Origin of the sequence: Acinetobacter sp. neg1, from assembly GCF_000788125.1 — a bacterium.
In the GTDB taxonomy this organism is placed as follows: Bacteria; Pseudomonadota; Gammaproteobacteria; order Pseudomonadales; family Moraxellaceae; genus Acinetobacter; species Acinetobacter vivianii.
The window spans coordinates 62,572-89,097 of the sequence record NZ_JSZD01000014.1; the positions used below are offsets into that span (position 1 = coordinate 62,572).

General features: G+C 42.2%; 22 protein-coding genes. 16 read left to right on the top strand and 6 right to left on the bottom strand.

All coding sequences use genetic code 11. The annotated features are described in order from the left end of the window. Positions 1–9: 9 nt before the first annotated feature. The 10 genes from gltB to PJ15_RS09920 all read left to right on the top strand — a co-directional run bounded on the left by gltB (position 10) and on the right by PJ15_RS09920 (position 13,644). On the top strand, positions 10–4,488 hold the full coding sequence (gene gltB, locus PJ15_RS09875) for a glutamate synthase large subunit (RefSeq protein ID WP_171248586.1): 4,479 nt from the start codon (positions 10–12) through the stop codon (positions 4,486–4,488). 71 nt (positions 4,489–4,559) lie between these two features. Further along, positions 4,560–5,981 carry an FAD-dependent oxidoreductase gene (locus tag PJ15_RS09880; RefSeq protein ID WP_004776047.1) on the top strand — a complete coding sequence of 474 codons (1,422 nt, stop codon included), beginning with the start codon at positions 4,560–4,562 and terminating at the stop codon, positions 5,979–5,981. Positions 5,982–6,151: 170 nt separating this feature from the next. Continuing rightward, complete coding sequence (locus PJ15_RS09885) at positions 6,152–7,042, top strand: metal-dependent hydrolase (RefSeq protein WP_047430330.1); 891 nt, start codon at positions 6,152–6,154, stop codon at positions 7,040–7,042. 178 nt (positions 7,043–7,220) lie between these two features. Then, positions 7,221–7,811: a LemA family protein gene (locus PJ15_RS09890; RefSeq protein ID WP_004776042.1), complete on the top strand. Its 591-nt coding sequence runs from the start codon at positions 7,221–7,223 to the stop codon at positions 7,809–7,811. 37 nt (positions 7,812–7,848) lie between these two features. Continuing rightward, positions 7,849–8,916 (top strand): TPM domain-containing protein, encoded by a 1,068-nt coding sequence (locus PJ15_RS09895; RefSeq protein ID WP_047430332.1) that lies wholly within the window; start codon positions 7,849–7,851, stop codon positions 8,914–8,916. After that, positions 8,910–9,470, top strand: coding sequence for a TPM domain-containing protein (locus PJ15_RS09900; protein WP_047430335.1), 561 nt, complete (start codon positions 8,910–8,912; stop codon positions 9,468–9,470). Before PJ15_RS09895 ends, PJ15_RS09900 begins: the two co-directional genes overlap by 7 nt. Positions 9,471–9,905: 435 nt before the next feature. Then, positions 9,906–10,427: a pilin gene (locus PJ15_RS09905; RefSeq protein ID WP_406935475.1), complete on the top strand. Its 522-nt coding sequence runs from the start codon at positions 9,906–9,908 to the stop codon at positions 10,425–10,427. 197 nt (positions 10,428–10,624) lie between these two features. Next, positions 10,625–11,140 carry a pilin gene (locus PJ15_RS09910; RefSeq protein WP_047430341.1) on the top strand — a complete coding sequence of 172 codons (516 nt, stop codon included), beginning with the start codon at positions 10,625–10,627 and terminating at the stop codon, positions 11,138–11,140. Positions 11,141–11,175: 35 nt separating this feature from the next. Next, positions 11,176–11,910, top strand: coding sequence for a TfpX/TfpZ family type IV pilin accessory protein (gene tfpZ, locus PJ15_RS09915; RefSeq protein ID WP_047430344.1), 735 nt, complete (start codon positions 11,176–11,178; stop codon positions 11,908–11,910). An 81-nt stretch (positions 11,911–11,991) separates the two neighbouring features. Beyond that, entirely contained in the window at positions 11,992–13,644 is a 1,653-nt protein-coding gene (locus PJ15_RS09920; RefSeq protein ID WP_047430347.1) for a PglL family O-oligosaccharyltransferase, read from the top strand. 61 nt (positions 13,645–13,705) lie between these two features. On the opposite strand, the gene bfr is transcribed toward PJ15_RS09920, so the two are convergent. The 6 genes from bfr to gmk form a co-directional block, all read right to left on the bottom strand. Next, positions 13,706–14,170 (bottom strand): heteropolymeric bacterioferritin subunit Bfr, encoded by a 465-nt coding sequence (gene bfr / locus PJ15_RS09925; RefSeq protein ID WP_004657459.1) that lies wholly within the window; start codon positions 14,168–14,170, stop codon positions 13,706–13,708. A gap of 267 nt (positions 14,171–14,437) precedes the next feature. Continuing rightward, entirely contained in the window at positions 14,438–14,632 is a 195-nt protein-coding gene (locus PJ15_RS09930) for a bacterioferritin-associated ferredoxin (RefSeq protein WP_047430351.1), read from the bottom strand. Positions 14,633–14,813: 181 nt separating this feature from the next. After that, a complete protein-coding gene (locus PJ15_RS09935; protein ID WP_004657462.1) occupies positions 14,814–15,194 on the bottom strand; it encodes a RidA family protein in 381 nt (126 codons plus the stop codon). Between the two features lie 165 nt (positions 15,195–15,359). Then, positions 15,360–17,474 (bottom strand): RelA/SpoT family protein, encoded by a 2,115-nt coding sequence (locus PJ15_RS09940; RefSeq protein ID WP_004776025.1) that lies wholly within the window; start codon positions 17,472–17,474, stop codon positions 15,360–15,362. A 207-nt stretch (positions 17,475–17,681) separates the two neighbouring features. Then, the gene (rpoZ, locus tag PJ15_RS09945; protein WP_004657467.1) at positions 17,682–17,960 is read right to left on the bottom strand and encodes a DNA-directed RNA polymerase subunit omega; all 279 of its coding nucleotides are present in this window, start codon (positions 17,958–17,960) and stop codon (positions 17,682–17,684) included. 69 nt (positions 17,961–18,029) lie between these two features. Further along, positions 18,030–18,653 carry a guanylate kinase gene (gene gmk, locus PJ15_RS09950; RefSeq protein ID WP_004776023.1) on the bottom strand — a complete coding sequence of 208 codons (624 nt, stop codon included), beginning with the start codon at positions 18,651–18,653 and terminating at the stop codon, positions 18,030–18,032. Positions 18,654–18,756: 103 nt separating this feature from the next. Here gmk and ispH point away from each other — a divergent pair, with 103 nt between their 5' ends. From ispH to PJ15_RS09980, 6 genes are all read left to right on the top strand, one after another. Beyond that, on the top strand, positions 18,757–19,707 hold the full coding sequence (gene ispH, locus PJ15_RS09955) for a 4-hydroxy-3-methylbut-2-enyl diphosphate reductase (RefSeq protein WP_005259965.1): 951 nt from the start codon (positions 18,757–18,759) through the stop codon (positions 19,705–19,707). Between the two features lie 140 nt (positions 19,708–19,847). After that, a complete protein-coding gene (locus tag PJ15_RS09960; protein WP_005259963.1) occupies positions 19,848–20,330 on the top strand; it encodes a Tfp pilus assembly protein FimT/FimU in 483 nt (160 codons plus the stop codon). Then, the gene (gene pilV / locus PJ15_RS09965) at positions 20,330–20,833 is read left to right on the top strand and encodes a type IV pilus modification protein PilV (RefSeq protein ID WP_005259961.1); all 504 of its coding nucleotides are present in this window, start codon (positions 20,330–20,332) and stop codon (positions 20,831–20,833) included. Before PJ15_RS09960 ends, pilV begins: the two co-directional genes overlap by 1 nt. Before the next feature lies 1 nt (position 20,834). After that, entirely contained in the window at positions 20,835–21,893 is a 1,059-nt protein-coding gene (locus PJ15_RS09970) for a PilW family protein (RefSeq protein WP_005259959.1), read from the top strand. After that, complete coding sequence (locus tag PJ15_RS09975) at positions 21,890–22,678, top strand: pilus assembly PilX N-terminal domain-containing protein (RefSeq protein ID WP_005259958.1); 789 nt, start codon at positions 21,890–21,892, stop codon at positions 22,676–22,678. Before PJ15_RS09970 ends, PJ15_RS09975 begins: the two co-directional genes overlap by 4 nt. Positions 22,679–22,695: 17 nt before the next feature. Then, complete coding sequence (locus PJ15_RS09980; protein ID WP_005259956.1) at positions 22,696–26,523, top strand: pilus assembly protein; 3,828 nt, start codon at positions 22,696–22,698, stop codon at positions 26,521–26,523. The last annotated feature ends 3 nt before the right edge of the window (positions 26,524–26,526 follow it).

Genomic DNA, 26,526 nt, shown 5'->3' on the forward strand with positions numbered 1-26,526 from the left:
GCTATGCACATGCCATCGCCTAATACTGTAGCTCCCGCTCAAGGTTTATATCAGCCTGACGAGTTTAAGGATAACTGTGGTTTTGGTCTGATTGCCCATATGAAGGGTGAATCAAGCCATCATCTGGTCGAAACTGCGATTCACAGTTTAAGTTGCATGACGCACCGTGGTGGTATTGCCGCGGATGGTAAAACAGGAGATGGGTGCGGATTGTTATTGGCGATGCCGAAACAATTTTTCCGTGACGAAGCTCAGAAACTGGGAACCAACCTGACTGAGATTTTTGCTGCTGGTACGGTATTTTTAAATATTGATCCTGCTTTAGCGCAAAATGCGAAAAACATTTTAAATAAGGAAATCGAAGCTGCGGGCCTGACCGTTGCAGCATGGCGTGTCATTCCAACCAATAACGATGCCTTAGGTGAGATTGCACTTCAATCTTTACCTGCATTTGAACAGATTCTCGTGAACTGCCCAATGGGCTTAACCGAAGTTGAGTTTAACCGTAAGCTCTTCTTGGCTCGTCGTCGTGCAGAACAAAAATTACAAAATGATCCATTATTCTATGTGACCACATTAGCGACTACAGTGATCAGCTATAAAGGTCTCATGATGCCAGCAGCGATTGCTGACTTCTATACCGACTTGGCTGACGAGCGCTTAAAATCACATATCGTGGTGTTCCACCAACGTTTCTCGACCAATACCTTGCCACGTTGGCCATTGGCACAGCCATTCCGTTACCTTGCACATAATGGTGAGATTAATACCATTACGGCGAACCGTAACTGGGCATTGGCACGTACACCAAAATTTGAAAATGCATTACTTCCAGGTCTGACTGAGTTAAATCCGATCGTAAACCGTACAGGTTCGGATTCATCAAGCCTAGATAACATGCTTGAAATTCTTGTTGGCGGTGGCATGGATCTGTTCCGTGCACTACGTATGCTTGTTCCACCAGCATGGCAAAACGTTGAAACTCTGGATGCTGACTTACGTGCCTTCTATGAATTCAACTCGAAACATATGGAAGCATGGGATGGCCCGGCAGGTCTGGTGATTCAGGATGGTCGTCATGCGATCTGTATGCTTGACCGTAATGGTTTACGTCCAGCGCGTTGGGTAATCACAAAAAATGATTACATCACACTTGCTTCTGAAATTGGCGTGTGGGGTTATGAGCCAGAAGATGTCGTATCTAAAGGCCGTGTTGGCCCTGGTCAAATCCTTGTAGTCGATACTTTAACTGGCAAAGTGCTTGATACTAAAGATGTCAGCAATCACCTGAAAAACATGCGTCCATACCGTGAATGGTTACGTGATCATGCGATTCGCTTACAGGCAAATCCACAGCTTGAAGAGCAACTGGTGGATCAAGGTCTTACAGGTGATAAGTTAAAAGCAGCGCAAAAAATGTTCATGGTAACATTTGAAGAGCGCGATCAACTGTTACGTCCAATCGCAGAAAGTGGTCAGGAAGCTGTCGGTTCAATGGGTGATGATACCCCAATGGCGGTATTGTCTCGTCAAGTGCGCCATGTTTCTGACTATTTCCGTCAGCAGTTTGCTCAGGTCACCAACCCGCCAATCGATCCATTACGTGAATCGATCGTAATGTCACTGGAAACCTGTTTAGGCCGTGAACAGAACGTATTCGAGCAAGGCCCAGAGCATGCCGACCGTATCATCATTTCAAGCCCTGTATTGTCTAATTCAAAAATGCAGCAACTTCGCGATGTTGAAAAAGAGCGCGAAGGCTATGGCGTGGTTGATATTGATCTGAACTATGCTGAAACTGAAGGTTTACAAGCAGCAATCGCACGTATCTGTGAAGAATCAGCACAGGCGGTACGTGATGGCAAAACGCTGATTGTATTAACAGATAAAAACTTCCGTGAAGGTTTCTTGCCTGCAAACTCTGCATTGGCAACAGGTGCAGTACACCATCATTTGATTAAAACGGGTTTGCGTACTGATGCGAACATTTTAGTTGAAACAGGTTTTGCACGTGATCCACATCAGTTTGCGGTATTGCTAGGCTTTGGTGCGACTGCGGTATATCCATATTTGGCTTATGATGTCATCAATGACTTGGTTGCTAAAGGCGAATTATTGGGTGACCCAATCCATTCACAAGCAAACTTCCGTAAAGGGATTGAGAAAGGCTTACTCAAAGTTCTTTCTAAAATGGGTATCTCGACGGTTGCCTCTTACCGTGGCGGTCAGTTATTTGAAGCAGTGGGTTTATCTTCTGAAGTGGTTGATAAATGTTTCCTTGGCGTACCAAGCCGTATTCAAGGTGCGACTTTTGCTGACCTAGAAAATGACCAGAAGAAATTGGCGACGACTGCTTGGCAGAACCGTAAGCCGATTGATCAAGGTGGTTTGCTTAAATTCGTATTTGGTAAAGAGTACCATGCGTTTAACCCAGACGTGATCAATGCCTTGCATAAGGCGGTACGTTCAGGCCAATATGTTGACTTTAAAGAATATGCAGAACTGGTCAATAACCGTCCAGTTGCAACGATTCGTGACTTATTCAAGTTAAAAACCACGGATGGAATTGCGATTGATCAGGTTGAAACGATTGAAGAAATTCTGCCACGTTTTGACTCTGCGGGTATGTCTTTAGGTGCATTATCACCAGAAGCACATGAAGCGATTGCGATTGCCATGAACACCATTGGTGGTCGTTCGAACTCGGGTGAGGGCGGTGAAGATCCTGCTCGATATGGCACGATTCGTAACTCGAAAATCAAACAGATTGCATCAGGTCGTTTTGGTGTAACGCCAGCTTACCTAACATCTGCTGAAGTATTACAGATCAAAGTAGCACAAGGTGCAAAACCGGGTGAGGGTGGTCAGTTACCAGGTGGTAAAGTGAATGGCTTAATTGCACGTTTACGTTACTCAGTACCTGGTGTTACCTTGATTTCACCACCACCGCATCATGATATTTATTCGATTGAAGATTTATCACAATTGATCTTTGACTTAAAACAGGTCAATCCTCAAGCGATGGTATCAGTCAAACTGGTATCTGAACCGGGTGTTGGAACAATTGCTGCGGGTGTTGCAAAAGCGTATGCCGACTTCATTACCATTTCAGGTTATGACGGTGGTACAGCGGCATCACCACTTTCATCGATTCACCATGCGGGTTCACCATGGGAATTGGGTCTAAGCGAAGCGCATCAAGCACTCCGTGTAAATGACTTGCGTGGCAAGGTTCGTGTACAAACCGATGGTGGTTTGAAAACGGGTCTGGATGTCATCAAGGCGGCTATTTTAGGTGCGGAAAGCTTCGGTTTCGGTTCTACGCCAATGATCGCATTGGGTTGTAAATACCTGCGTATCTGTCACTTGAACAACTGTGCAACGGGTGTTGCAACACAGCAAGATCATTTACGTCAGGAACACTATATTGGTGAACCTGAAATGCTGATCAACTTCTTCAAGTTTATTGCAGAAGAAACGCGTGAATGGTTGGCTGCATTGGGTGTTGCCTCACTGAAAGATTTGATTGGCCGTGTTGATTTACTTGAAGTATTACCAGGTGAAACGGATAAACATGCACATCTTGATCTTAGTGCATTATTGACCTCACATCCTGCTGCTGACGGTAAGGCGCAATATTGCCAAGTTCAGGGCAATGCACCATTTGATAAAGGTGTCTTGGCTGAGCAAATGGTGGCAGAAATGTTGCCAGCAATTGAAGCGGGTACAGGTGGTTCATTCAACTTCACTGTAGGTAACTGTGACCGTTCGATTGGTGCGCGTATCTCAGGTGAGATTGCACGTCGTTATGGCAATCTAGGTATGGAAAATAATCCAGTAGTCATGAACCTGATTGGTACTGCGGGTCAGTCACTCGGGGTATGGAATGCGGGTGGTTTGCATATCAAACTTGAAGGTGATGCCAACGACTATGTCGGTAAAGGTATGGCTGGTGGTCGTGTATCGATCTTCCCACCAAAAGGTTCACCGTTCCAGACCCAAAATACCGCAATTATTGGTAACACCTGTTTATATGGTGCGACTGGCGGTAAAGTCTTTGCTGCGGGAACTGCGGGTGAGCGTTTCGCGGTTCGTAACTCAGGCGCATTTGCGGTTATTGAAGGTGCGGGCGACCACTGTTGTGAATATATGACGGGTGGTGTGGTAACCGTATTAGGTAAAGTGGGTCATAACTTCGGTGCAGGTATGACTGGTGGTTTTGCGTATGTACTCGACCTTGATAATGACTTTGTCGACTACTATAACCACGAACTTATTGATCTGAATCGTATCTCGACAGAAGCGATGGAAGACCATAAAGAAAACCTACTCCGTATTTTGGATGAACATATTCAAGAGACGGGTAGTGCATGGGCTTACAAGATCCGTAATGAGTTCGACTTCTATAGTCGTAAGTTCTGGCTGGTGAAACCAAAAGCTGCTAATTTACAGACGCTTTTGAAAACAACCCAAGCTGATCCACAATAATTCCACGACTGCATAGACATAGGCAGGTGCAGAGATGAGGGACATCGATGCGCCTACCCACGGAGAGAGACATGGCAGAGCGCCTTAATAATGACTTTCAATTTCTGGATGTAGCACGCCAAGATCCAGAGAAAAAAGATATTACTGTCCGCAAGGCAGAGTTTGTGGAAATTTATAAACCTTTTACTGCGGAAGTGGCTGCGAATCAGACCCACCGTTGTTTAGGCTGTGGTAACCCGTATTGTGAATGGAAATGTCCAGTACATAACTACATTCCAAACTGGTTAAAACTGATTGCAGAAGGTCAGATTTTCCAAGCCGCTGAACTTTGCCACCAAACCAACACCTTGCCAGAAGTTTGTGGTCGTGTGTGCCCGCAAGACCGTTTGTGTGAAGGTGCTTGTACCTTAAATGATGGTTTTGGTGCAGTGACCATTGGTAATGCTGAAAAATATATCAATGATACTGCTTTCGCTTTGGGCTGGCGTCCAGACATGTCTGGCGTAAAGTGGACCAATAAAAAAGTTGCGATTATTGGTGCAGGCCCAGCGGGCTTAGGTTGTGCGGATATTTTGGCACGTGGTGGCGTAAAGCCAGTCGTATTTGATAAACGCCCTGAAATTGGTGGTTTGCTCACATTCGGTATTCCAGAATTTAAAATGGAAAAAGATGTGATGAAACGTCGTCGCGAAATCTTTACTGGTATGGGCATTGAGTTCCGCTTAAATACCGAGATTGGCGTGGACGTCACCATTGAACAATTGCTTGCTGAATACGATGCCGTGTTCATGGGCATGGGAACCTATACCTATATGAAAGGTGGTTTCCCGGGTGAAGACCTGAATGGTGTTTACGATGCATTGGACTTCCTGATTGCCAATGTCAACCGTTGCCAAGGCTGGGAAAAAGATCCAAGCGAATACATCAGTGTCGATGGCAAGAAAGTCATCGTATTGGGTGGTGGTGATACCGCGATGGACTGTAACCGTACTTCATTGCGTCAAGGTGCGCATGATGTAACCTGTGCTTACCGTCGTGACGAAAGCAACATGCCGGGTTCTGCGCGCGAAGTAAAAAATGCCTATGAAGAGGGTGTTAAATTCCTGTTCAACCGTCAGCCAATCGAGATTGTGGGTGAGAATGGCAAAGTGACAGGTGTTAAAGTGGTGACTACCCAAATGGGTGAGCCTGATAGCCGTGGTCGCCGTAGCCCTGAGCCTGTTCCTGGTTCAGAGGAAATCTTGCCAGCAGATGCGGTATTGCTTGCCTTCGGTTTCCGTCCTAGCCCAGCAGATTGGTTTGGTGGTGCAAATGTGAGCCTCGATGGTTCAGGCCGCGTTGTTGCTGCGGAACAACAAGAGTTCAAGTTCCAGACTTCGAATCCAAAAATCTTTGCGGGTGGTGATATGGTACGTGGTTCTGATCTGGTTGTGACTGCAATCTGGGAAGGCCGTCAAGCTGCTGAAGGTATTCTGGATTATCTTGGCGTTTAATCAACACAAGATAGATTCTATAGAAATAAAGCCTGCTCAATGCAGGCTTTATTTTTTCATCTTGTCATTTTGGTAGTTTTGGCAAATCTTCTAAGCTTTTTTGCCCTGTCCTAGATGTTTGTACAGCGCAATACTCGAAGACGGACTATAAAATGAACAAGGTAATCACGATGGCCCTTGCAAATGCGAATGTAGAAAAAAGCTATTTAAATCGCCCCAAAGCGTTGGGGATTACCGTGCGCCGTTTGCAATTTAATCCAGAAAAAATCAAACGCCATTATTTTGCCAACTCACCTGTCATGTCACATCTGCTGACTGCACTTTCTTCGACCTTCCCGATTGGCGAACAGTATTTTGTGAATAGTGTCCGTAATGTTCGTGACAAAGTCAAAGATCCACAATTACAGGCGCAAATTGCGGCCTTTATTGGGCAAGAAGCGATGCATTCCAAAGCGCATACCGAGTTTAATGATGCATGGCGTAGGGATGATTATAATTTAGACCGTTTTCAGGCATGGCTGGCGAAACGGGATGATTTGCTGCGTAATATTCATCCTAAATTACAGTTGGCTTTGACCTGTGCTTTTGAACATTTCACTGCAATGTTAGGTGGCTATATTCTGAAACATCCAGAAATTTTAAGTACGCTGGATGATGATGCCATGAAATTGTGGGTATGGCATGCCATTGAAGAAATTGAGCATCGTTCCGTGGCTTTTGATGTCTATCAGGAAGTCTATGGTGATGACCGTATCCGTCGTTTACTGATGCGTAGTGTGACCACAGGCTTTGCCAGCCTCACTTTTTATGCGACTTCACGGCTCATCTGGCAGGACAAATGGAAAAGCTTGCCAAAGCTGGGTGGCAATCTGTTTGGCACTTACTTATTGGCGAAAATGTTTATTCAATTGATTCCAGAGTATTTGTCCTACTATCAAGCCGATTTTCATCCTGCAAAACATGATTACACGCAATTGGTCAATTACTGGAAAGCGCGTATGGCGGATGAATATGGGATGGTGAGTTTTCAGGAGGGGACGGCCTCTCAACTGTATAGTTAATCGCCGCATTTAAAAATAAAGTTTGCTTAGCATGGCGTTACATCAATATCGTTGAGTAATGCCTTTTTTATTTAAACAGTTATAAATCAACTTTAATAAATGTTACACAGCCAGCAAAAAAATCACATTACAATGAACTATCGCAAAAATATAAAGAAAAACCTGAGGATAAATTTTTATGAAAGCAATTAAGCAAACAGCACTCGCAACCGTATTGGCAAGCACACTCCTGTTCACAGGTTGTGGTTATAACACTTTGCAAGTGAAAGATGAGGCGGTAAGTGCATCTTGGTCTGAAGTACAGAACCAGTATCAACGCCGTGCTGACCTTGTGCCGAATCTGGTCAATGTCGTGAAAGGTTATGCCAAACATGAAGAACAAGTGCTGACTGAGGTGACTCAGGCACGTTCTAATGTTGCAGGCTTGAAAGTCGATAAAGAAGTGCTGGAAGATCCTGCATTATTTGAGAAATATCAACAGGCACAAAGCCAATTGACGGGTGCATTGTCGCGTTTGATCGCCGTTTCAGAGAATTATCCTGATCTGAAAGCCAATGAGCAGTTCCGTGACCTGCAAGCTCAGTTAGAAGGCACTGAAAACCGTATTGCGGTTGCCCGTAACCGTTATATTACAACCGTTCAGGACTATAACGGCTATGTACGTCAATTCCCTCAAGCCTTGACAGCTAAAGTGATTGGCATGAAAACCAAAGAAAACTTCAAGGCGGAACAGTCTGCTCAACAAGCACCAACAGTTTCATTTAACTAAGTTCTGAAATTGTTTTTAAATGGTGGGGAGTGACCGTATGTTAGAGGCGTTACAGCAAAAATTAAAACAGCAGCTTTTGCCTGCCTTGTTACTCGTTTTTGCGACACTTTGTTTTCAACATACGGTCTGGGCCGAGGTTGCAACCGCAACGGATCAAAGTGATCTGGTGGTTGCAGGCAAAATTATTCAGGAACAGCAAAAGAATAAGCCCGCGCCTTCGAGTACATCGAATAATGAAACACCTGTATTGCCTAAAGTTGCTGATGATATGGCTGAAGGTGAATCCATACGTGGATTGCCGAGCTTAAATCAGCCCGTTATTGATCAGGCTAAGATATTGAGTGATGCTGAAATGCAGCAGCTCAATCAGAAAATCCTGAGTCTTTATCAGCAAGGGAAGGCCCAAGTCGGTGTGATTATCGTGCCGACCACGGGACAAGAAGCGATCTTTGATTTTGCGCTCCGTGCTGGAGAAAAATGGCAACTGGGTTCAGCCAAGCGTGATAATGGTTTGCTGATGGCGATTGCGGTAAATGACCGTAATATCCAGATCTTAACTGGTTATGGTCTGGAAGGTGTACTGCCAGATCTGGTGCTGAGCCGAATTATTCGAAATCAGATCACGCCTTATTTTAAGCAAGGGCAATACGCACAGGGGATTTCAGCAGGTCTAGATGAAATCACCCGTATTGTGAATTTAGACCCTGAGATTGCCCAACAAGCCGCTCAAGAGTTAAAAGACCGTCATGAGCAGGCCTTACATGCGCAACAAGCCAAAGACAATACCCTCACCATGGCTTTATTTATTCTGATTGCAGGTGTGGTCGGGTCGTTTATTGTCGGTAATCGTTTAAGTGCTTCAACAGCTGCCGTGGCAGCAACAGTCGCTGGCCTTGTGAATGGTGCTGGTCTGGTGATGAGCTTGTTACTTGGTGTCGGGATCTTCTTTTTATTGATTACTTCACTCGCGCAACTGATTTTCCAGATGTTCTTGTCAGGTGGCGGCCGCGGAGGCGGTGGTGGTGGAGGTTTTGGCGGCAGCGGCGGTGGCTATAGTGGCGGCGGTGGTAGCTTTGGCGGGGGAGGAGCATCAGGCTCATGGTAACCAAGACAGATACAACACAGATTATTACCCAGCCTAAACTGGATGATCATGTGCAACCAAGTTTGAAACGTTGGTTTAAGCATTTCCTCTATGTCTCCTCGGCGCATCGTTATTTTAGCAAGCAGGACCGAACCGAGATTGCTAAAGCGGTACAGCAGGCGGAAAAGGGCCATGTAGGAGAAATACAGATGGTGATCGAAGGACATATCCCATGTTCGCAAGCCTATCACCAAAATACCCGCTTACGGGCGCAGCAACTATTTGCTGAACTAGGTGTTTGGGATACTGAGCTGAATAGCGGCGTATTGCTGTATTTGAACTTGTGCGAACGTAAAGTTGAAATCGTGATTGATCGTGGCTTAAAGAATGCCACCCAAACTGAAATCTGGAACGGGATTTGCCAAAGTATTGTGTTATTGCTGGCTCAGAAGCAATATCTGCAAGCCGTGACCAATGGTGTTACTGAAATTGGACAGATTTTAGATCAGTATTATGTAAAGTCAGACCTGAATGATCAAAATGAACTGCCAAACGAACCGATTATTTTAAATTAAGTTCGGTTTTTAATTTCTCATCAAAAATCAGGCTTGTTATTTTAGAAAAAATAAATTATTGTGCAGACAATTCTGTATATATAAATTTCTAAATCGCAAGCTTTGCTACCAGCTTCCGATAAACGGCAAGAAAAAATAAAAAATAATTAAAATAAATTTTGTGTGATTTAGGTCGCTCAATTTAAATACAATTAGAAAATAGTCAAATTTGATATCTAAAAAAATGAATAATAAAGCAGTAAAGATGACGTTATTTGTCATTTTTTTTCTTAAAATGTCTAAATTGCTCTGCTTTTATCCAATATGAAAATTTTTTAAGTCCCTGTTTTTTTAGAGTAAAATTGGCTAAGCTAAGGACTGGCATAAAACATGCTAAATACTAAGTAGCTGAAAAAAGCTTATAAAAATATCCATTGGAGAAATGTTATGAAATCAATGCAAAAGGGTTTTACTCTTATCGAATTGATGATCGTTGTAGCGATCATTGGTATTTTGGCGGCAGTTGCAATTCCTGCTTATCAAGACTATACAGTGCGTGCGAAAGTATCAGAAGTGATTGCTGCGGGCGCTGCTGCTAAATCTGCTATTTCGGAAGGCTTTCAAACTAATGGTATGGTTGGCGTAAATTCAGCAGCTACAGCCGTTACTAAAGGTACAAGTGCTGCACCTGTAAGTAAATATTTAGAATCAATCACTGCGGCTACTGCTACAGGTATTCTTACACTTAAAACTACAGCTGATGATAGCTTACCAACTGATGCTCGTCAGAAAGTTGTTGTAATGAAACCTTATATTGACGTTTCTGGTACAGCTACTGCATTGGCGGATGGTTTAGAAGGTTCAGTACAGTGGGCATGTGCAACTTCAACTGATGCTCAAGCAACAGCACGTGGTATGGCTGGAAATGCGGGCGCTGATGCATTACCTGCTAAATTTGCTCCATCAGAATGCCGTTAATTTCTATTTAAGAAATTTTAAAAAAGAGTGCTGAGGCACTCTTTTTTTTACACATATAGTTTTAAAAGTTGTCATATTATGACTATATTGTAGTTATGTAATAAATTTAATTTTAATTAAGTTATTGATTATAATTGATAAAATTTATGGCATGGTTCTTGAATTAGAGAAGTAAATTATATTTAGGAAGTTGGGTCATGCATAAATCGTCACAAGGTTTTACCCTTATTGAACTGATGATTGTTGTGGCAATTATTGGGGTCTTGGCTGCTATTGCAATTCCAGCATATCAATACCATGCTGCGCGTGCAAAAGTCAGTGAAGCTTTGGTGATGGCGAGTGCTGCAAAAACAATGATCAGTGAATCCTTTCTTGTGGGTGGAGCTACTGTAATGGCGAGTACAGCAGCAAATTATAGTGCAAGGGCTGCTAGCGAAAAAAAGACGCGTTATGTCGATGATATAAAAATTAATAATGATGGTGTGATTACTGTGACATTAACGAGTAATACAGCAGTTGGTTTGCCAAATGATGTACTGGGAGAGACGGTAGTATTAACACCGAATATCGGTGGAACTAAATTAACAGCAACATCAAATGGAACAATAGATTGGGCCTGTGCGACTACGTCTGCTACGAATGCTACAGCAAAAGGCCTAGCTGCTGATTTGGGCACTTTACCTGCAAAATATGCACCTGCAGAATGTAGGTAGAAATATTAATGTTTGAGAATAGATAGGTAATTTTAGTGTCAAAACGCCTTAATTTTTTTCTAGGTCACTTAGTAATTTCTTTCTTTATTGCTTTAATTGTGGTTGGGATTGTATTTTTTATTTGGTATCCATCTCCATTGGCAAAAGCTGTTGGAGTGACGCATATCTTTTTAATGATGTTAGCGATTGACGTCATTATTGGGCCATTACTAGGGCTACTGGTTTATAAAGAAGGAAAGAAGTCTTTAAAAATGGACTTGAGTATCATTATTCTGATTCAGATCATTGCACTAGGTTATGGTGTTTATAGCATTGCTCAAGGGCGTCCAGCATGGTTGGCTTATAATGTAGATCGCTTTGAGCTTGTGCGTAATAACGAGATTCTTACCGAAAAGATAGCTCAAGCAAGTCCTCAATATCAACAACCTTCTTGGTTGAAACCTCAATTTGTCGGTGTTGAATTTGCCACAGATAAAAAAATCCGCAGTGATGAAATGTTTGCTGAGGTTCTGGGAGGAATTTCGATTGCTCAGAAGCCAGAACGCTATGTCCCATTAGATAAAGTGAAAAACCAGATTCACCAACGTGCTCAAAATTTGGATGTATTAAACCAATTTAACGATAACGCTTTGGTGGAAAAGACGTTATCTAACTATCCACAAGCAACTGCCTTTGTCCCTCTAAAAGCCAATGCAGTAGACATGACCGTTCTCATTAACAAAGAAAAGGGCGAAGTGGTTAAGATTGTCGACTTACGTCCGTGGAAGTAAATTGTAGTTTTTATCTAATATTCGATTTCTATCTCAAGGCTTAACGATATAATTCGCTAGGCCTTTTTTCATGTATGACCTATGCAATTTTTATGCTTTTTACTTGCCAGCATCTCGTTTAGTTTTGCCTGGCTATCCCCAATCCATACCTATCCCTGGGTGACTTTTTCCAGTGAACTGGCGAGCTTTGGCGGCGGCGTGGCGTTACTCGCTCTGCTGTTCAATAAAAATGTAAAAATCCCGCGTCCTCAAATCTTGATGTTGGGTATAGCTCTTATTCCGCTATGCCAGTGGGCTTTTGGCCTAATTACGGATTTCAGTACAGCATTCCTCAGCTCCGCTTATCTTTTTGTATTCTGGTTAATGATCATTGCAGGATACAACCTAAGCCTCCAAGCCGAGCAACGGGAACGCATCATGCTGGGCATAAGCTATCTATTGCTGAGTATTTCGTTCATCAGTGCGATCATGGCCATCGTACAGTGGTTAAATCTCGAAGCTTATATTGATGGAATTATACCGCTCAAAACCAGACGGCCTTATGCCAACTTTGGACAACCGAATAATCTGGCAACCTTTTTAATTATGGGCTTGATGGGTGGCTTATATTTATATGAGAAAAGAAGGCTGACCTTATGGTTATTAATCCCAGCCAGCTTGGTCACACTATTTGCAATCACGCTGACTCAATCAAGAACCTCTTGGGTAGTCTGTATTTTCCTGTTCTTTTACTGGATTTATAAGCAATACAAAAACTCACCTCGATTTAATTTTCCAAGATTATTGCTTTGGGTAGGGTTGTACTTTGTCATTGCGGGTTACTTATTGCCTGTTCTGACACAGCTTTTAAGCTCAAGTATCGATACGGGTGTAACTCAAACAGCGTCAATTGTGCAACGTGCAGGTTCAGGACATGAACGACTTGGTATGTGGGTACAGATCTTACATGCAATCGCTGACAAACCTTGGTTTGGCTATGGCTGGAGTCAAACCAGCATAGCGGTGGTCGAGAGCATTCAATTTAATACCGTACAAGTCTGGTATAACAGTGCACATAATGTGTTGCTCGATTTACTGGTCTGGAATGGCGTGCCTCTGGGGCTGTTGATTATTGGCTATATCTCATTATGGTTATTCTGGCTCAATAAAAATGCCAAGGATATCACCTCGATCATTGCGATTTTGATGGTCTGTGCCATCTTGATTCATGCGATGCTCGAGTTTCCACAACGCTATGCATATTTCTTGCTGCCAATGGGTTTCTTGCTAGGACTTATTCAGGCGCAGACTCCGAAGTTAAAAGGAGTGATGGTCAATAACAATGTCATTCGCGTTGTTGGCGTGTGCTCACTTATCGTGGTATTGCTAATTTGGCGTGATTATAAACTTTATCAGGACAATAGCCGTCTGGTCTTTAAAAACCAACAACCGACAGCAGAAGTTCTAGGAAGTTCTAAAATTTTAGTTTTGATGCAGTTCCAGCAACGTCTTGACTGGATTGCGTTAAAGCCACAGGTAGAGATGTCTGAGGTGGATTTAAGACTGCTTGGGGAAATGGTGAAGAATAAAGCCACGCCGTACAACTTGAAGAAGTATGCACAGTTGCTGGCTTACAATCAAAAGTTAGAAGAAGCAGAGCAACAGCTTGTTGTGTTGAGACAGCTGTATAAACAAAAGGTGAGTCTGGCAGACATCATCGAATTAAATAAAAAGGCGCAGGTCAAAAAGTCTTAAGTTAGGCTTTTTGCAATAAAAAAACCAAAGCAATGCTTTGGTTTTTTTATTTGGGGTATTTTTAAATCTGGCTTTGAATATAGTTTTCAATGCCCACATTTTCAACCAGATCAAGTTGTGTATCGAGCCAGTCCCAATATTCTTCTTCTTTCTCTAGAATTTCCTGAACTAAATCACGGGTGACATAATCTTGTTCTGCTTCAGCAAGTTCAACCGCTTGCTTGATTGCTTCGATATTTTCTTTCACTTTGCGAATATCGCAGTTTAGAACTTCTTCGGTGTGTTGACCGATGTAGAGTTTGCCTAAATGCTGTAGGTTCGGTAAACCTTCCAAAAATAAAATACGCTCGATGACTTTATCTGCGTGTTTCATTTGACGGATCGATTCTTTGTATTCGGCTGAACCTAACTGCTCAATACCCCAATCATTAAACATACGAGAGTGTAAGAAATATTGGTTAATGGCGGTTAAATGGTGGTAAAGCACCTGATTCAGTTGGTTGATAACTTCGCGATTGCCTTTCATTGCGTTTACTCCAAAAACACCAAGTGTTGATGCCCTAGTAGCTAAGGCAATTTATCTTATATTAATCAACAAATAATGTTCTGGCGAGTAATTTATAGAACGGCAAATGAAAATCACAATCATAAGTGGAGTATTTGAAACTCCGTAACATCATTATAGAAATATGATTTTCATAAAAAAACCGCTGGATGAGGAACTTAAAAGTTCTGCAAGAAGCGGTGGAGTCGTAAAAGATGCGGTAAATTAAGAGGTAATTTTTAAACGAAATCAGGCTGCGATGGAGATGCGTGCTGCAATTTCAGCAAGCTCATCACTAATAATTGCGCGTGCTTCAGGTGCACAACGACCACAACACGTGCCTATGTCGAGTAGGTCACGGATTTCACGATAGCTTTCAGCGCCGTTTGCAACAGCGTCTTTGATATCCTGATCTGTAATTCCACGACATAAACAGACATACATGGGAGTGATCCACAAATATAAATGCGATAATTGATATTATTGATAATTATTATCGTTTGTCAATGAATTTCATTCTAATGCAGACAATAAGCTTATTGGGAATTTGAATAAAAAAATACCGCTTTATCGGCGGTATTTTGAGTATTTTTTATCTTATTGATAACTATAAGTTAAAAATATCTTATGGAATGATCACAATCCCATCCATTTCGACCAATGCGCCTTTTGGCAGGCTGGCAACACCGAGTGCTGCACGTGCTGGGTAGGGTTGAGCAAAATATTCGCCCATAATCTGATTCACGAGTTGGAAGTGCGATAGATCAGTCAGAAAGATGTTGAGTTTGGCAATGTCTGCCAAGCTACCGCCAGCAGCGGTACATACTGCTTTCAGATTATCAAATACACGACGGATTTGAGCTTCAATTCCTTCTACAAGTTCCATACTGTACGGATCTAAGCCAATCTGGCCTGATAGATAGAGCGTGTTGCCAACAAGAATTGCCTGAGAATATGTTCCGATAGCAGCAGGGGCGTGTTCAGTATGAATAACTTGACGTGACATTAAGCTCTCCTAAGTCCTATGTTTCCTCTTAAACAATGCGACTTTAACACAAAAGCGCAGACACGAAAGGGCTGAATACTGTTTAGTCGCTGTTGTTTGAATTTATTCTTGAGTCTTTTATTGTGGTCGCATGTTTGTGATTTACGTTGCAGCCGTAACGTTGGCTTAATTCACTGTTTCGGCTTTAGTCACTTCAGGTTGCACAATTGGCATATTCAGGCGTTCGATACGAGGGAAACCGAAGTGCATACGTAAGTCACGAATGATTTGTGCAATCTGATTACGGTTGCTGACGACGATGTTGACATAGGTTTTATGGTCTTGAGATTGAACCATTTCAACACCTGTTTTGGCTTTACGGCATTGATAGATCAGATCGGAAATTTGTTCATCATTCATTTCCATATGAATGCATAGGTAGGCACTAAAGCGGACATCATCAATTTCTTCAGATTGCCAGTTGAGCGGCATAATATTTTCTGGATGTAGATGTTGTTCATGCAATAAATTACGACAACGTGAGCGATGCACGATTAAACCACGTCGTGATAAATGCCCTTGAATCGGATCGCCCAAAACAGGATTACAACAATGTGCGTATTTTACATCGACGCCTTCTGTACCCACGATAAGGCGGTCAGAAGTTTCCTGATGCTGTGAATAGTCTTGCGAAAATAAATGATTTGCCACCAGTTGAGGTAATAAATCACCCACCGCAATTTGTTCAAAAAGCGTATCTTTACTGCTGACATGACGCCATTCCAGAACATTGATCCAGTCGGTTGGTGAAAGATCATTGATTGAGCGCTGGAACAGTTTTAAGGCACGATTCAGTGCTTGCTGTCCGACTAGACGTTGTTCATCAATATCTTGTTCACGCAGCATGTTCTGTAAGGCACGACGGGCTTTTTGGGTGTTAATAAAGCTGAGCCAGTCCGGATTTGGTGTCGCAAGGACATCGGTAATGATCTCGACCACTTGTCCACTGTGCAACGGTGTCGATAAAGGACGGATTTCTCCATCTACTTTGGCGCCTACGGCATGGTTGCCTAAAAATAGGCTAGCTGAATAGGCAAAATCAACAACAGTTGCGCCTTGCGGTAATTCGTGTAATTGCCCGTGTGGGGTATAGACCCAGATTTTTTCTTGGTGTAAATAATCGAGTAAGTCGCTAAACGTCGTTTTCGCGCAACCACTATCGATCAATGTATTCAGATTCTGCATAGACGCTTGAATCGCAGAACGGCAGGCCTGTGGCGCATTTTCCCCAAGGACTACTCCGAAACGCGCAGCTTTACGCATCAGTTCGGTTTGAATGGTCAAGGAAAGCGTGGTTTTCTCACCTTTCAGCTTGATCATTAAGGACTGGTTGCCGCCAGGGAGTGGACGACGAATATGATCGCTATATTGTAAAACCTGAAAATTATCTTTGAGCGCATCGACTAAACGGTCACAGTCAGCGATGCTTTGTAAAATAATTTCAAAGGCATGGCTATGGCTGAGTTCATTCAGGTCGATTTCATTTTTAACAAAGTGGCGGAGTAATTCGATATTGTTATTTTTCTTTTTAATACGACCTTTTAAGTCATGGTTTTTTAACAGGTCAGTCAGTTTCTGTTCCCAGATCGCCTGATATTCACAACGTTTTGGTTTGGTTTCTAATAATGCGGTTTGCACATCATTAAACATATCCAGATCAAGATTTTGATAGCAGAGATGTTCAAGGTTGTCTGCCATTTCATTCATACCGACCAGACGTGCCATCGGTACAAAAATATCAAAAGTTTCCTGCGCAATACGCGCGCGTTTATCGGGACGGAGCGCGCCCAAGGTGGTCATATTATGATAGCGGTCTGCCAGTTTAATAATAATGACACGCGGATCTTGTAGCGTTGCTTGCAGAATTTTTCGGAATGATGCGGCTTTGTTATATTCTTTATCGCTGGAATGGCTAAGTTTGGTGACACCATCGACCAGCTCGGCAACCACCAGACCATATTTTTGCCCGATTTCATCTTTGGTAAATTCAGTATCTTCAATTACGTCATGCAGTAAAGCTGCCATGAGTGTATCCGCATCCAGACGCATATGCGCGAGGATACAACTGACTGCAATCGGGTGTAATACATAGGGTTCACCGCTTTTACGGGTAATACCGCTATGGGCTAAATCAGCAAAATCGCAGGCAGCAAGCACACGTTGAACGTCGCTATCCTTGAGATAGGCTTCAATGATGACTTTGAGCTGTTGCTTGGCTTGGCTGACTTCTTCGCCTGGCATATAACACCTTTTTAACATGAATTCAGTAATGAATAAGCTTATCTTCTAATGAAAAGCAAATTGCAAAGCTTGTCAATTTGTTCATTATAAAAACTCGTAAATTTTTTCAATGAAGTATATTGTTTTTACCAATATAACGCTGAATTTTACAACAAACAAAAAAGCCCAGTGTCTTCACAATGGGCTTTTCAGCAAAGCAAATTCGATTTAGAAAGTGAAACCTTCTAAGTTTAATGAATTTGTTGACAATACCATATCAAGATTTGATGTTTGGTAGTCTTGGTCGCGTTGTTTTAAAATTTCTTTAGTGACATGACCCACTGCGATCTCGCGTAATGCAACCACTGTTGGTTTGTCATTATCCCACTCTACAGTTGGTTCCATACCTTGACGTGCCAATTGACGTGCACGTTTACTCGCTACCAGTACCAACTCGAAGCGGTTATCTACATGGTCTAAACAATCTTCAACGGTTACACGTGCCATAAGTTGTCTCGTCTGAACATCACATTTGAAAGACTGAGTAGTATAAAAGGCTTTTATACAAGACTCAAGTTATTCGCGATTAAGGGTGATCAAGTTTTCAATTAATTGCTGGTGGCGGTTGCTTTGTTGCAAGGTCACCAAACGGTTTGCTGTAATAATGGCTTCTAGGTCATGCACTGCCTTGTTGAAATCATCATTGATAATGACATAGTCAAAACTGGCAAAATGACGCATATCTTCCACGGCACAACTCAAGCGATGCTCGATCACGTCGACAGAATCTGTACCGCGATTCGATAGGCGCTGTCTTAAGTCATACTGGGTTGGAGGGAGAATAAAGATCTGTTTTGATTCAGGAAAAAGTCGACGAACCTGTTCAGCACCTTGCCAGTCAATTTCAAGTAAAACATCGTGACCTTGCTGGAGTTGTTCTTTTACTTTGGCTTGCGAAGTACCGTAATAGTTTCCAAATACTTCTGCGTATTCGATGAAACCACCTTCATCGACTTGTGCTAAAAAACTTTCTTTACTGGTAAAATGATAGTGAACACCATCAAGTTCACCAGGACGCTGACCGCGTGTAGTATGTGAGACAGAAACGTGTAGGTTGCTGACTCGATCGAGTAGGGCTTTGACCAAAGATGTTTTGCCCGTTCCTGAGGCTGCAGAAACGACAAACAAGAGACCCGACATGATATTTTTCCTGAATATGATAAAATATCTTGGCTATTGTAGTGTAGCGTGCCATTAAACGAAATAGTTTGGCGTAAAAATTCAGTTGATCAGAGAGGTTGTTATGGAAATCGTGTTGGCCAATCCACGAGGCTTTTGTGCTGGTGTTGACCGTGCTATAGCAATCGTCAATCGGGCATTGGAATGTTTTAATCCGCCAATTTATGTCCGTCATGAAGTGGTACACAACAAATTTGTAGTCGATGACTTACGTCAGCGTGGCGCCGTTTTTGTTGATGAGCTAGATCAGGTTCCTGATGATTCTATTGTGATTTTTAGTGCGCATGGTGTATCTAAAGCGGTACAGCAAGAAGCTGATCGCCGTGGTTTAAAAGTATTTGATGCAACCTGTCCGTTGGTCACCAAAGTGCATATCGAAGTGACTAAATATGCACGTGAAGGAACTGAAGCGATTCTGATTGGGCATGAAGGCCATCCAGAAGTTGAAGGCACAATGGGCCAGTATGATAAAACCAAAGGTGGCGCAATCTATCTAGTCGAAGACGAAGAAGATGTTGAAGCTTTAACGGTTAATCATCCAGATAAAGTGGCTTTTGTTACTCAAACCACGCTTTCAATTGATGATACGGCGAAAGTGATTGATGCGTTACGGGCGAAATTTCCACAAATTCAAGGCCCGCGTAAAGATGATATTTGCTACGCCACGCAAAACCGTCAGGATGCAGTACGTGATCTTGCTGAGCAGTGTGATGTGGTGTTAGTGGTCGGTTCGCCAAACTCCTCCAACTCAAACCGTTTACGCGAATTGGCTGAGCGTATGGGTAAATCTGCTTATCTGGTCGATAATGCAGATCAACTGCAAAAAGACTGGTTTAAATCGGATAGTAAAATTGGTGTGACTGCGGGTGCATCTGCACCTGAAATTTTAATTAAACAAGTGATCCAACGTTTACAAGATTGGGGTGCAACACCACCAAAAGAGTTACAAGGACGTGAGGAAAATATCACTTTTAGTCTACCAAAAGAGTTGCGTATACAGGTGATACAAGCCTAATTTTATTAGAAAAATGTGAACTGGAAACGGATGGAGGACACTCCATCCGTTTTTTTTGCTGCTTATCTGCTTTGTATTGGTTCTGTAAAAATAAAAATTAAGATAGAGTAGTGAATTTTTAAAAATTAGGTGCTGGGGAAATGGGGAAAACTCGGGGATTCACCTTAATTGAATTGATGGTGACAATTGCGGTGTTGGCTGTGATTGCGATGATGGCTGTGCCGGTATTTAACAATATGATGCTGGCCCAGAACTTTAATAAAAGTACACAAGAATTAATCCTGACTTTAAATCAAGCAAGAGCAAAAGCTGTACAGGAAAGAAGAGAAGTAGAGGTTTCCTTAAAATCAGATTCTACATCTACACCAAGTGCAAATACGGATTCTCAATTCAATTGGATGCCAGTGGGTAAAGCAGTTTTAAAGTCTGGTTCTAACACTTCTGTTTACTTTAATTTGACGGGTGGGGTTTGTGCTTTAGATGGTAGTACACCTGCAAAATGCATTCCTGTAAATAGCGATACAAGTATTGAAATCTGCAATAAAAGTTCTGGTGACAAGTCAAAAACTGTCAGTGTTTCACGTATGGGAACCATTCAGCAAACAACAGATGGGGCATGTTAATGAAACGCTTAAATCATCAACGTGGTGTTGGTCTTGTTGAAATTTTGGTTGCGCTATTAGTACTTGCCATTGGGGTATTAGGTTTTGTGACATTGCAGTATCGCTCATTAGAGGCAAGTGCTGAAAGTACTTCTCGTGTACAGGCCATAACGCTTGCTCGGGATTTAGCTGAGCGGATTCGGGTCAATCGCAATTCATTTAGTGTATATCAGGAAGAACTGTCTGATTCTAAGAAACAGAAAACATCAGCAAAAGAATGCATTGGTACAACAGTATGTACAGATAAAGAGTTAGCTGATTTTGATATCGCACAGGTTGCCACAAGAGCTGCTTCTTTAGGTATGACCATGAATATTATGGACTGTCAAAATACCAGTAATCGTCAATGTATTTATGTTGCTTGGGGGGATTCAAGTGCAACGGATGGGACAGGAGTAGGAGATTGTACGAATGGGAATGCTTATAACCCAGTCTCAACCTGTGTGATTATGGAGACCTATTAAAATGATAAAACAAGCAGGTTTCACATTAATTGAATTAATGCTCTCTTTAACGCTAGGTTTGATTATTACGGCTGCTGCGGTCCTGTTATTTTTAGCAGGTCAAAAAAGTTTATCGATGCAACAGGGGGTAGCCGATATACAGGATAATGCCAATTTCGGTTTGAACTATTTAACCCAAGATATTCGGTTGGCGAATCTAAATAATTTTAAAGCAGTGATTAATGATCAGACGGCTTATGGAGGAATCGTTCTAACCTCTTCAACAAATGCCCAGAAGGATGCGCAAGGTACGGCATTAAGTAATATCTTTCATCAGGTTGAAGGAAGTAATGTCGCAGCTAAATTTCTGTCTGCAAGTGGTATAGCTCCCTCGAATGTACAGATTAAAGGTACTGATGTTTTAAGTGATCAATTGGTGATTCAATATGTGCCGCAGTATGTTCTGAATCCAGCAGGGACAATCTGGAATGGGGGATACGATTGTGAGGGGAATGCCCTAAATTTTCCTGTGACCCAACCAGCTAAAGGTGGTGAATTTGGACAGCAAGTTATCGTTCAACGCTATTTCCTAAGAGTCGACAATAATAAGAATGGGAATGAGCCAAATCAGTCTCTAGCTTTAGCTTGTGATGCTGGACATTATCCAGTTGAGGCCGCAAAACCAGTCAACCCTACAGATCCATTACCAGCTATGGCTATTACGGGATATGGTGGTGCAGGTGAAATCATTATGAAACGGGTTGATCATTTTAGGGTCCTACTCAACATTCAAGATGATAGTGTGACAGCACCCGCAGCTAGCCGACGCTATATTACCTTCAATGATTATATGACTTTAGCTTCTCCACGTCCTCGCATTGTAGCGGTACAAATCGGTATATTGGCGCGCTCGGCTCAAGCTGTTAATAAAGAGAATAGTATTAATGATGACCAGACTTTTAGGGTATTAGATCAAGAGGTCACAGTTAAAAAAACAAAAGCAGATAGTCCTAAATACATAAGACAGGTCGTAGCGCAAACAATTGCTTTACGTAACGTTATTGGGGAGCGTGGACTATGAGGCAGAATCAAACTGGCGCAACCTTAATTGTTGTGTTGATCTTTTTATTAGCCATTACCGTGATAGGAACACTTGCGATTCGCCAAAGTATGGTGGGGCTGAATATTGCAACCAATAGTCAGGTGTCGCAATTGGTCATGCAGAACTCCGATGCATCTTTTTTTAATATCGAAGAGGCAGATCAACTGATTCAAAGCTTAGGTGCCAATGGGATGTTTGGTTATATCAGCGGTGCAAGTGATAAGAATAAGGAACTTGTATTTTGTTTTCGTGGCGATCAGACCAGTTTCTTTGATTTGAATCGTGCAAGTTTGATGATTTGGGAAGATGGAGCAAAGAAACCTACAAACAACAGTTTGGGATCAGATGGTTATTGTGATGCGGTTGATACGAGTGGGAACTGGTTCACCAGCGGCCGTAAAACAGTCATGACCCAAGTTGCAGTAAAGTTTTCAACCGTAACTCAGAATGATCCTTTCTACGGTCGTCCACGAGGGCACGATCCCAAAACAGGACAAATTGAGGAAGCAAAACTAGTCAAAGTTTTTGCTGTTTCGCTTATGCCAAGTTTAACCAATGTTGATCGTTCAGAGCTTAATACATGCTTACAGTCGCATATGAGTGAAGTCACTATTCCAGATGGAACCACTGCACCTGTAATTGATGAAAATGCAGTAGCGGTAAAAGATAATCCTTTGAAAAACGTTACGGAATGTCTAACCAGTTTAAATGTGCCTTTCACAACGCAAGTGAGTGAATACAACATTACTCAGAATTTCTCTTAAATGGGGGGTAAATATAGATGAATAAAAATATGAAACAGAATCGTAAAACCACATTTTATCGTCAAAAATTACTCGCCATGAGTATTGCAGGGTTGTTTACGGGAGTGGTGAGCACCAGTGTTACTCAAGCCAGCGATATTGATATTTATCAGGAAGCTAAGTCGGGTGAGATTTCCTTGATGTTCATGCTGGATATTTCGGGCAGTATGAGCCGATATAATGGTAATACTAGTGGCTATGGATGTGATTTGCCGAGTGGGGTTTCGGATCGAGGTCGTAGTCAGGCAACAGAGCAACCGATTTCTGGTGGTCCTAAATATGTGAGATCTTGGTGCTTGGGAAGTAATGGCACAAAATATTATGATCGGATCACGCGCCTAAAAGATGGAATGATGGATTTGCTTTATGGAAATAGTGCAAAGGGTATTATTCGTATTACTGATGATAAAGTATTAGGTTTATCTACACTTGGAGCAGTGGACAGCAATAAAAACTATCAAAACTCAGGTGCTGTATTAGTCCCTGCTAGAAAGTTAGGTGCGATGGTTGGTACGAAAACTCAAAGACAGGTATTGATTGATACTATTGCTGGGTTTGATACGTGGACCAATACACCTACAGCCCGTTCTTATGCTGAAACCGTTGCCTACCTAATGGGGAAAACGACTGAGGCTCGACAAAGAACTGTTTCTGATATGCCGTATTATCGTTATTACGAGCAAAAGTCTTTGTTTAGTTGGAATGCTAAAGTTGAGGTGTGTACAGCTTGGAATGCAAGTTATTCTGCATGTAATTCTTGGAGTAGTACATCAAGCAATTTACCTTCAGGAGACTCAATTAATAGTTATAGTTGTACAATTAGTGGAAAGACAAGTAGTAGCTATCGAAGTCAAACCTGTTATGACTATACAGGCGTAATAAATATTGCAAACAGTAACTCAGGCTTTTCTTATTCTGCAAGCGATACAAAAAATACTGATAAAACCTTATACCAAATGCCTGCTTCACTCACACAAACAGATGACATAAAAAAATGTAGTGGGCAAGGTGTATATGTTTTAACTGATGGTGAACCTTCTCAGGATTCTGATTCTTTACCTCTTATGCAAGGCGCATTAGGTCTAAATGGCCAAAATTTTACTTGCGATAATACAAGTTACGATTGTCTAAATAAACTTTCTGCTGCTTTACTAGATCCAGCTAAAAATCCAGTAGGATTAAAGTTTAAAACAGCAGTTGTTGGGTTTGGTAGTGACTTTAACGGTATTCCCTCTTACGACAAGGCAAAAACCCAGCAACAAAATATTGATGCTCTTGGAACGATTAATACCAATGTAAAGAGAGCAGCACAATGGGGTATTCTTGGAGAAGGTGGCTGGTATTCTGGTAATAGTTCTCAAGACGTTGTCGATAGTGTAAATGCATTCTTGGGCGAGCTCGGCACAGATATTCCTGCTGTAACGACGGGATCCCCAACCGTTCCTAAAGATAGCTTGAACCCAGCTGTGCTACAAAAACAGGCTTATTTTCCTCAATTCCAGCCTACACCTGATAAGCCGTATCAACTTTGGGCAGGAAACCTGAAAAAGTACAATGTTATTAATGGAATTTTAAGAGATAAAAGCGGTAATAAAATTACGGATACTACAGGACGAATCGTTGATAACTACGATCTATGGTCTAAGACAGTCAGCTCTGAACAAGCAATTAAAGATGCGGATGAAAATACCCCAGGAAGTACCAAGTTTGCACTCAGAGGAGGAGCTTGGTCACAACTTAAATTAAAAATCACCGCAGGCGAAACAACCGAAAACCGTAAATTATTAACCAATCGTATTGCAAGTGGGACGGGTACTGCGGCTACATTCATTACAGGTTCAAGTCTACGACGTGTGACGAGTGCTGATTTAACTGACGCAACTTATCGAAATGATGCAAATCGTGGTTATCTGATGTTGCTTTTAGGCTATGGGGTTGATGCGGCAAATCCGAATACAATTACGACCACTTCACTTAGCGCTGCACCTGAGTTACGCCAGATTGGTGCAGTCATGCATTCATCTCCTCTATTGGTAACCAACAAAGGGAAGGTAACGTATACGAAGGGTGTCATAGGTTCTGAGAATCGTGAGGATTATGTGCTGTTTGGTACGACACAAGGCTTATTACATGTTGTGGATGCTAAAACGGGTGAAGAGAAGTTCTCCTTTGTTCCTAATGAAATGATTGAGAAACAAAAACAAGCTTTCCAAAAATATGATACGACAACTGGTGGTATGGCAAATCTTTATTATGGAATTGATGGACCTTGGACTGCTTATACCGAGTATGTGATAGATGGTTCGGGTAACTTAACCGTCGGTTCTGGTAAAGGAATTAATCAGAAAGGTAAACAAATTGTTTATGGTGGCTTACGTATGGGGGGGCGAAGCTATTATGCTTTAGATCTGCAAAATATAAATGACCCTAAATTGAAGTTTCATATTTCGCCAGACGATAAAAAAGTTTATAGCAGTGATGGAACTGCGACTACTTATAACGAACTGGATGATATGGGAGAGAGTTGGTCAAAGCCAGCAATCGCATGGGTTAAATGGAATAACCAACGTAAGCGTGTAATGTTTGTGGGTGGTGGTTATGATGCTGGTGGGGTGAAGGGTGATGGCTTGGATGCAAGCGGTAACCGAATAGTTAATGGTGGATATGAAAGTGATACCTATGAACAAGCCAATAAAAAAGGTGGCGGTGTTTATATGTTTGATGCCGATAACGGAAAACTACTCTGGTGGGCAGGAGCAAATACTACAGCAGCATCTACAGGTGTAACCAAAGTTCCAGTTTCTGAGATGAAATATAGTGTGGTCAGTGAAATTCGCACTGAAGACCGTGATGGGGATGGCTTGGCCGATCATTTATATTTTGGTGATTTAGGTGGGCAATTATTCCGCATCGATTTAGACAATAAAGCCAGTACAGCCTCAAGTTTTGCTAAGACACCTCGCTTATTGTTGAATTTACACAAAGCTTCAGGAACTACGGGTACAAGCCCTCGTTTCTATGAGATGCCAGCTTTTTCGATTTATGATTATGCGGGAAGTACTTTTGCAGTCGTTTCAATTGGTAGTGGTAACAGAAGTACGCCGTTGAAGGATTATACTGTTGGCACTTCCGGCTATGATTATGATGCTGTCTATAATATTTATGATAAAGATGTAGCTGCCCGTGGTTTATATAATTCTGGTTATAGCTATTCAACTACTACAGTGACATTAGCAGACTTAGGCGATGGAAATTTAGGGGAGGTCAAAGCAAGTAATCGAAATGACAATACGACACTTGTTGCACCTTATACCAAGAAGGGATGGTTTTACCGTTTCCAATCTAACAAACTACAGAGTGCCAAAGTTTTTGCCACACCAATTGCTTTAAATAATCGTCTATTTGTCTCGACATTTGATGGAAGTAAACCCGGTTTATCTGGGGACTGTGGTGCTGGTGTCAAAGGCGAAAGCTTCCTAAATCAGTTCTGTATGCCATATGGCCAATGTGATAAGACGGTTGTATCCGGTTCAGGTATTGCGTGTAGTACTGGTGATGGCTGTTCATTAGGGGCAGGAATCCAATACACTGCCATTGTGGATGATGCTAAGGACTGTGATCCGACCCTAGGAGAGTGTGGTGGCGGAGGTGGTAATGGTGGACCTGGGCCAGGAGATGGGAAAAACAATAAAAATTACTGTGTTTCAACAGGGAACCGTGGGGCGATGACGAATAATGGTGTTATCTCTTCTGGCAGTAGTGAAATGTGTTTAATCCCTCAACGCTGGTATGAACGTTCAAGATAGGAA

Bases quoted from the DNA above. Each gene is read 5' to 3' on its own strand.
- gltB (WP_171248586.1), top strand. From the start codon at position 10: ATGCCATCGCCTAATACTGTAGCTCCCGCTCAAGGTTTATATCAGCCT.
- PJ15_RS09880 (WP_004776047.1), top strand. From the start codon at position 4,560: ATGGCAGAGCGCCTTAATAATGACTTTCAATTTCTGGATGTAGCACGC.
- PJ15_RS09885 (WP_047430330.1), top strand. From the start codon at position 6,152: ATGGCCCTTGCAAATGCGAATGTAGAAAAAAGCTATTTAAATCGCCCC.
- PJ15_RS09890 (WP_004776042.1), top strand. From the start codon at position 7,221: ATGAAAGCAATTAAGCAAACAGCACTCGCAACCGTATTGGCAAGCACA.
- PJ15_RS09895 (WP_047430332.1), top strand. From the start codon at position 7,849: ATGTTAGAGGCGTTACAGCAAAAATTAAAACAGCAGCTTTTGCCTGCC.
- PJ15_RS09900 (WP_047430335.1), top strand. From the start codon at position 8,910: ATGGTAACCAAGACAGATACAACACAGATTATTACCCAGCCTAAACTG.
- PJ15_RS09905 (WP_406935475.1), top strand. From the start codon at position 9,906: ATGCAAAAGGGTTTTACTCTTATCGAATTGATGATCGTTGTAGCGATC.
- PJ15_RS09910 (WP_047430341.1), top strand. From the start codon at position 10,625: ATGCATAAATCGTCACAAGGTTTTACCCTTATTGAACTGATGATTGTT.
- PJ15_RS09920 (WP_047430347.1), top strand. From the start codon at position 11,992: ATGCAATTTTTATGCTTTTTACTTGCCAGCATCTCGTTTAGTTTTGCC.
- bfr (WP_004657459.1), bottom strand. From the start codon at position 14,170: ATGAAAGGCAATCGCGAAGTTATCAACCAACTGAATCAGGTGCTTTAC.
- PJ15_RS09930 (WP_047430351.1), bottom strand. From the start codon at position 14,632: ATGTATGTCTGTTTATGTCGTGGAATTACAGATCAGGATATCAAAGAC.
- PJ15_RS09935 (WP_004657462.1), bottom strand. From the start codon at position 15,194: ATGTCACGTCAAGTTATTCATACTGAACACGCCCCTGCTGCTATCGGA.
- PJ15_RS09940 (WP_004776025.1), bottom strand. From the start codon at position 17,474: ATGCCAGGCGAAGAAGTCAGCCAAGCCAAGCAACAGCTCAAAGTCATC.
- rpoZ (WP_004657467.1), bottom strand. From the start codon at position 17,960: ATGGCACGTGTAACCGTTGAAGATTGTTTAGACCATGTAGATAACCGC.
- gmk (WP_004776023.1), bottom strand. From the start codon at position 18,653: ATGTCGGGTCTCTTGTTTGTCGTTTCTGCAGCCTCAGGAACGGGCAAA.
- ispH (WP_005259965.1), top strand. From the start codon at position 18,757: ATGGAAATCGTGTTGGCCAATCCACGAGGCTTTTGTGCTGGTGTTGAC.
- PJ15_RS09960 (WP_005259963.1), top strand. From the start codon at position 19,848: ATGGGGAAAACTCGGGGATTCACCTTAATTGAATTGATGGTGACAATT.
- pilV (WP_005259961.1), top strand. From the start codon at position 20,330: ATGAAACGCTTAAATCATCAACGTGGTGTTGGTCTTGTTGAAATTTTG.
- PJ15_RS09970 (WP_005259959.1), top strand. From the start codon at position 20,835: ATGATAAAACAAGCAGGTTTCACATTAATTGAATTAATGCTCTCTTTA.
- PJ15_RS09975 (WP_005259958.1), top strand. From the start codon at position 21,890: ATGAGGCAGAATCAAACTGGCGCAACCTTAATTGTTGTGTTGATCTTT.
- PJ15_RS09980 (WP_005259956.1), top strand. From the start codon at position 22,696: ATGAATAAAAATATGAAACAGAATCGTAAAACCACATTTTATCGTCAA.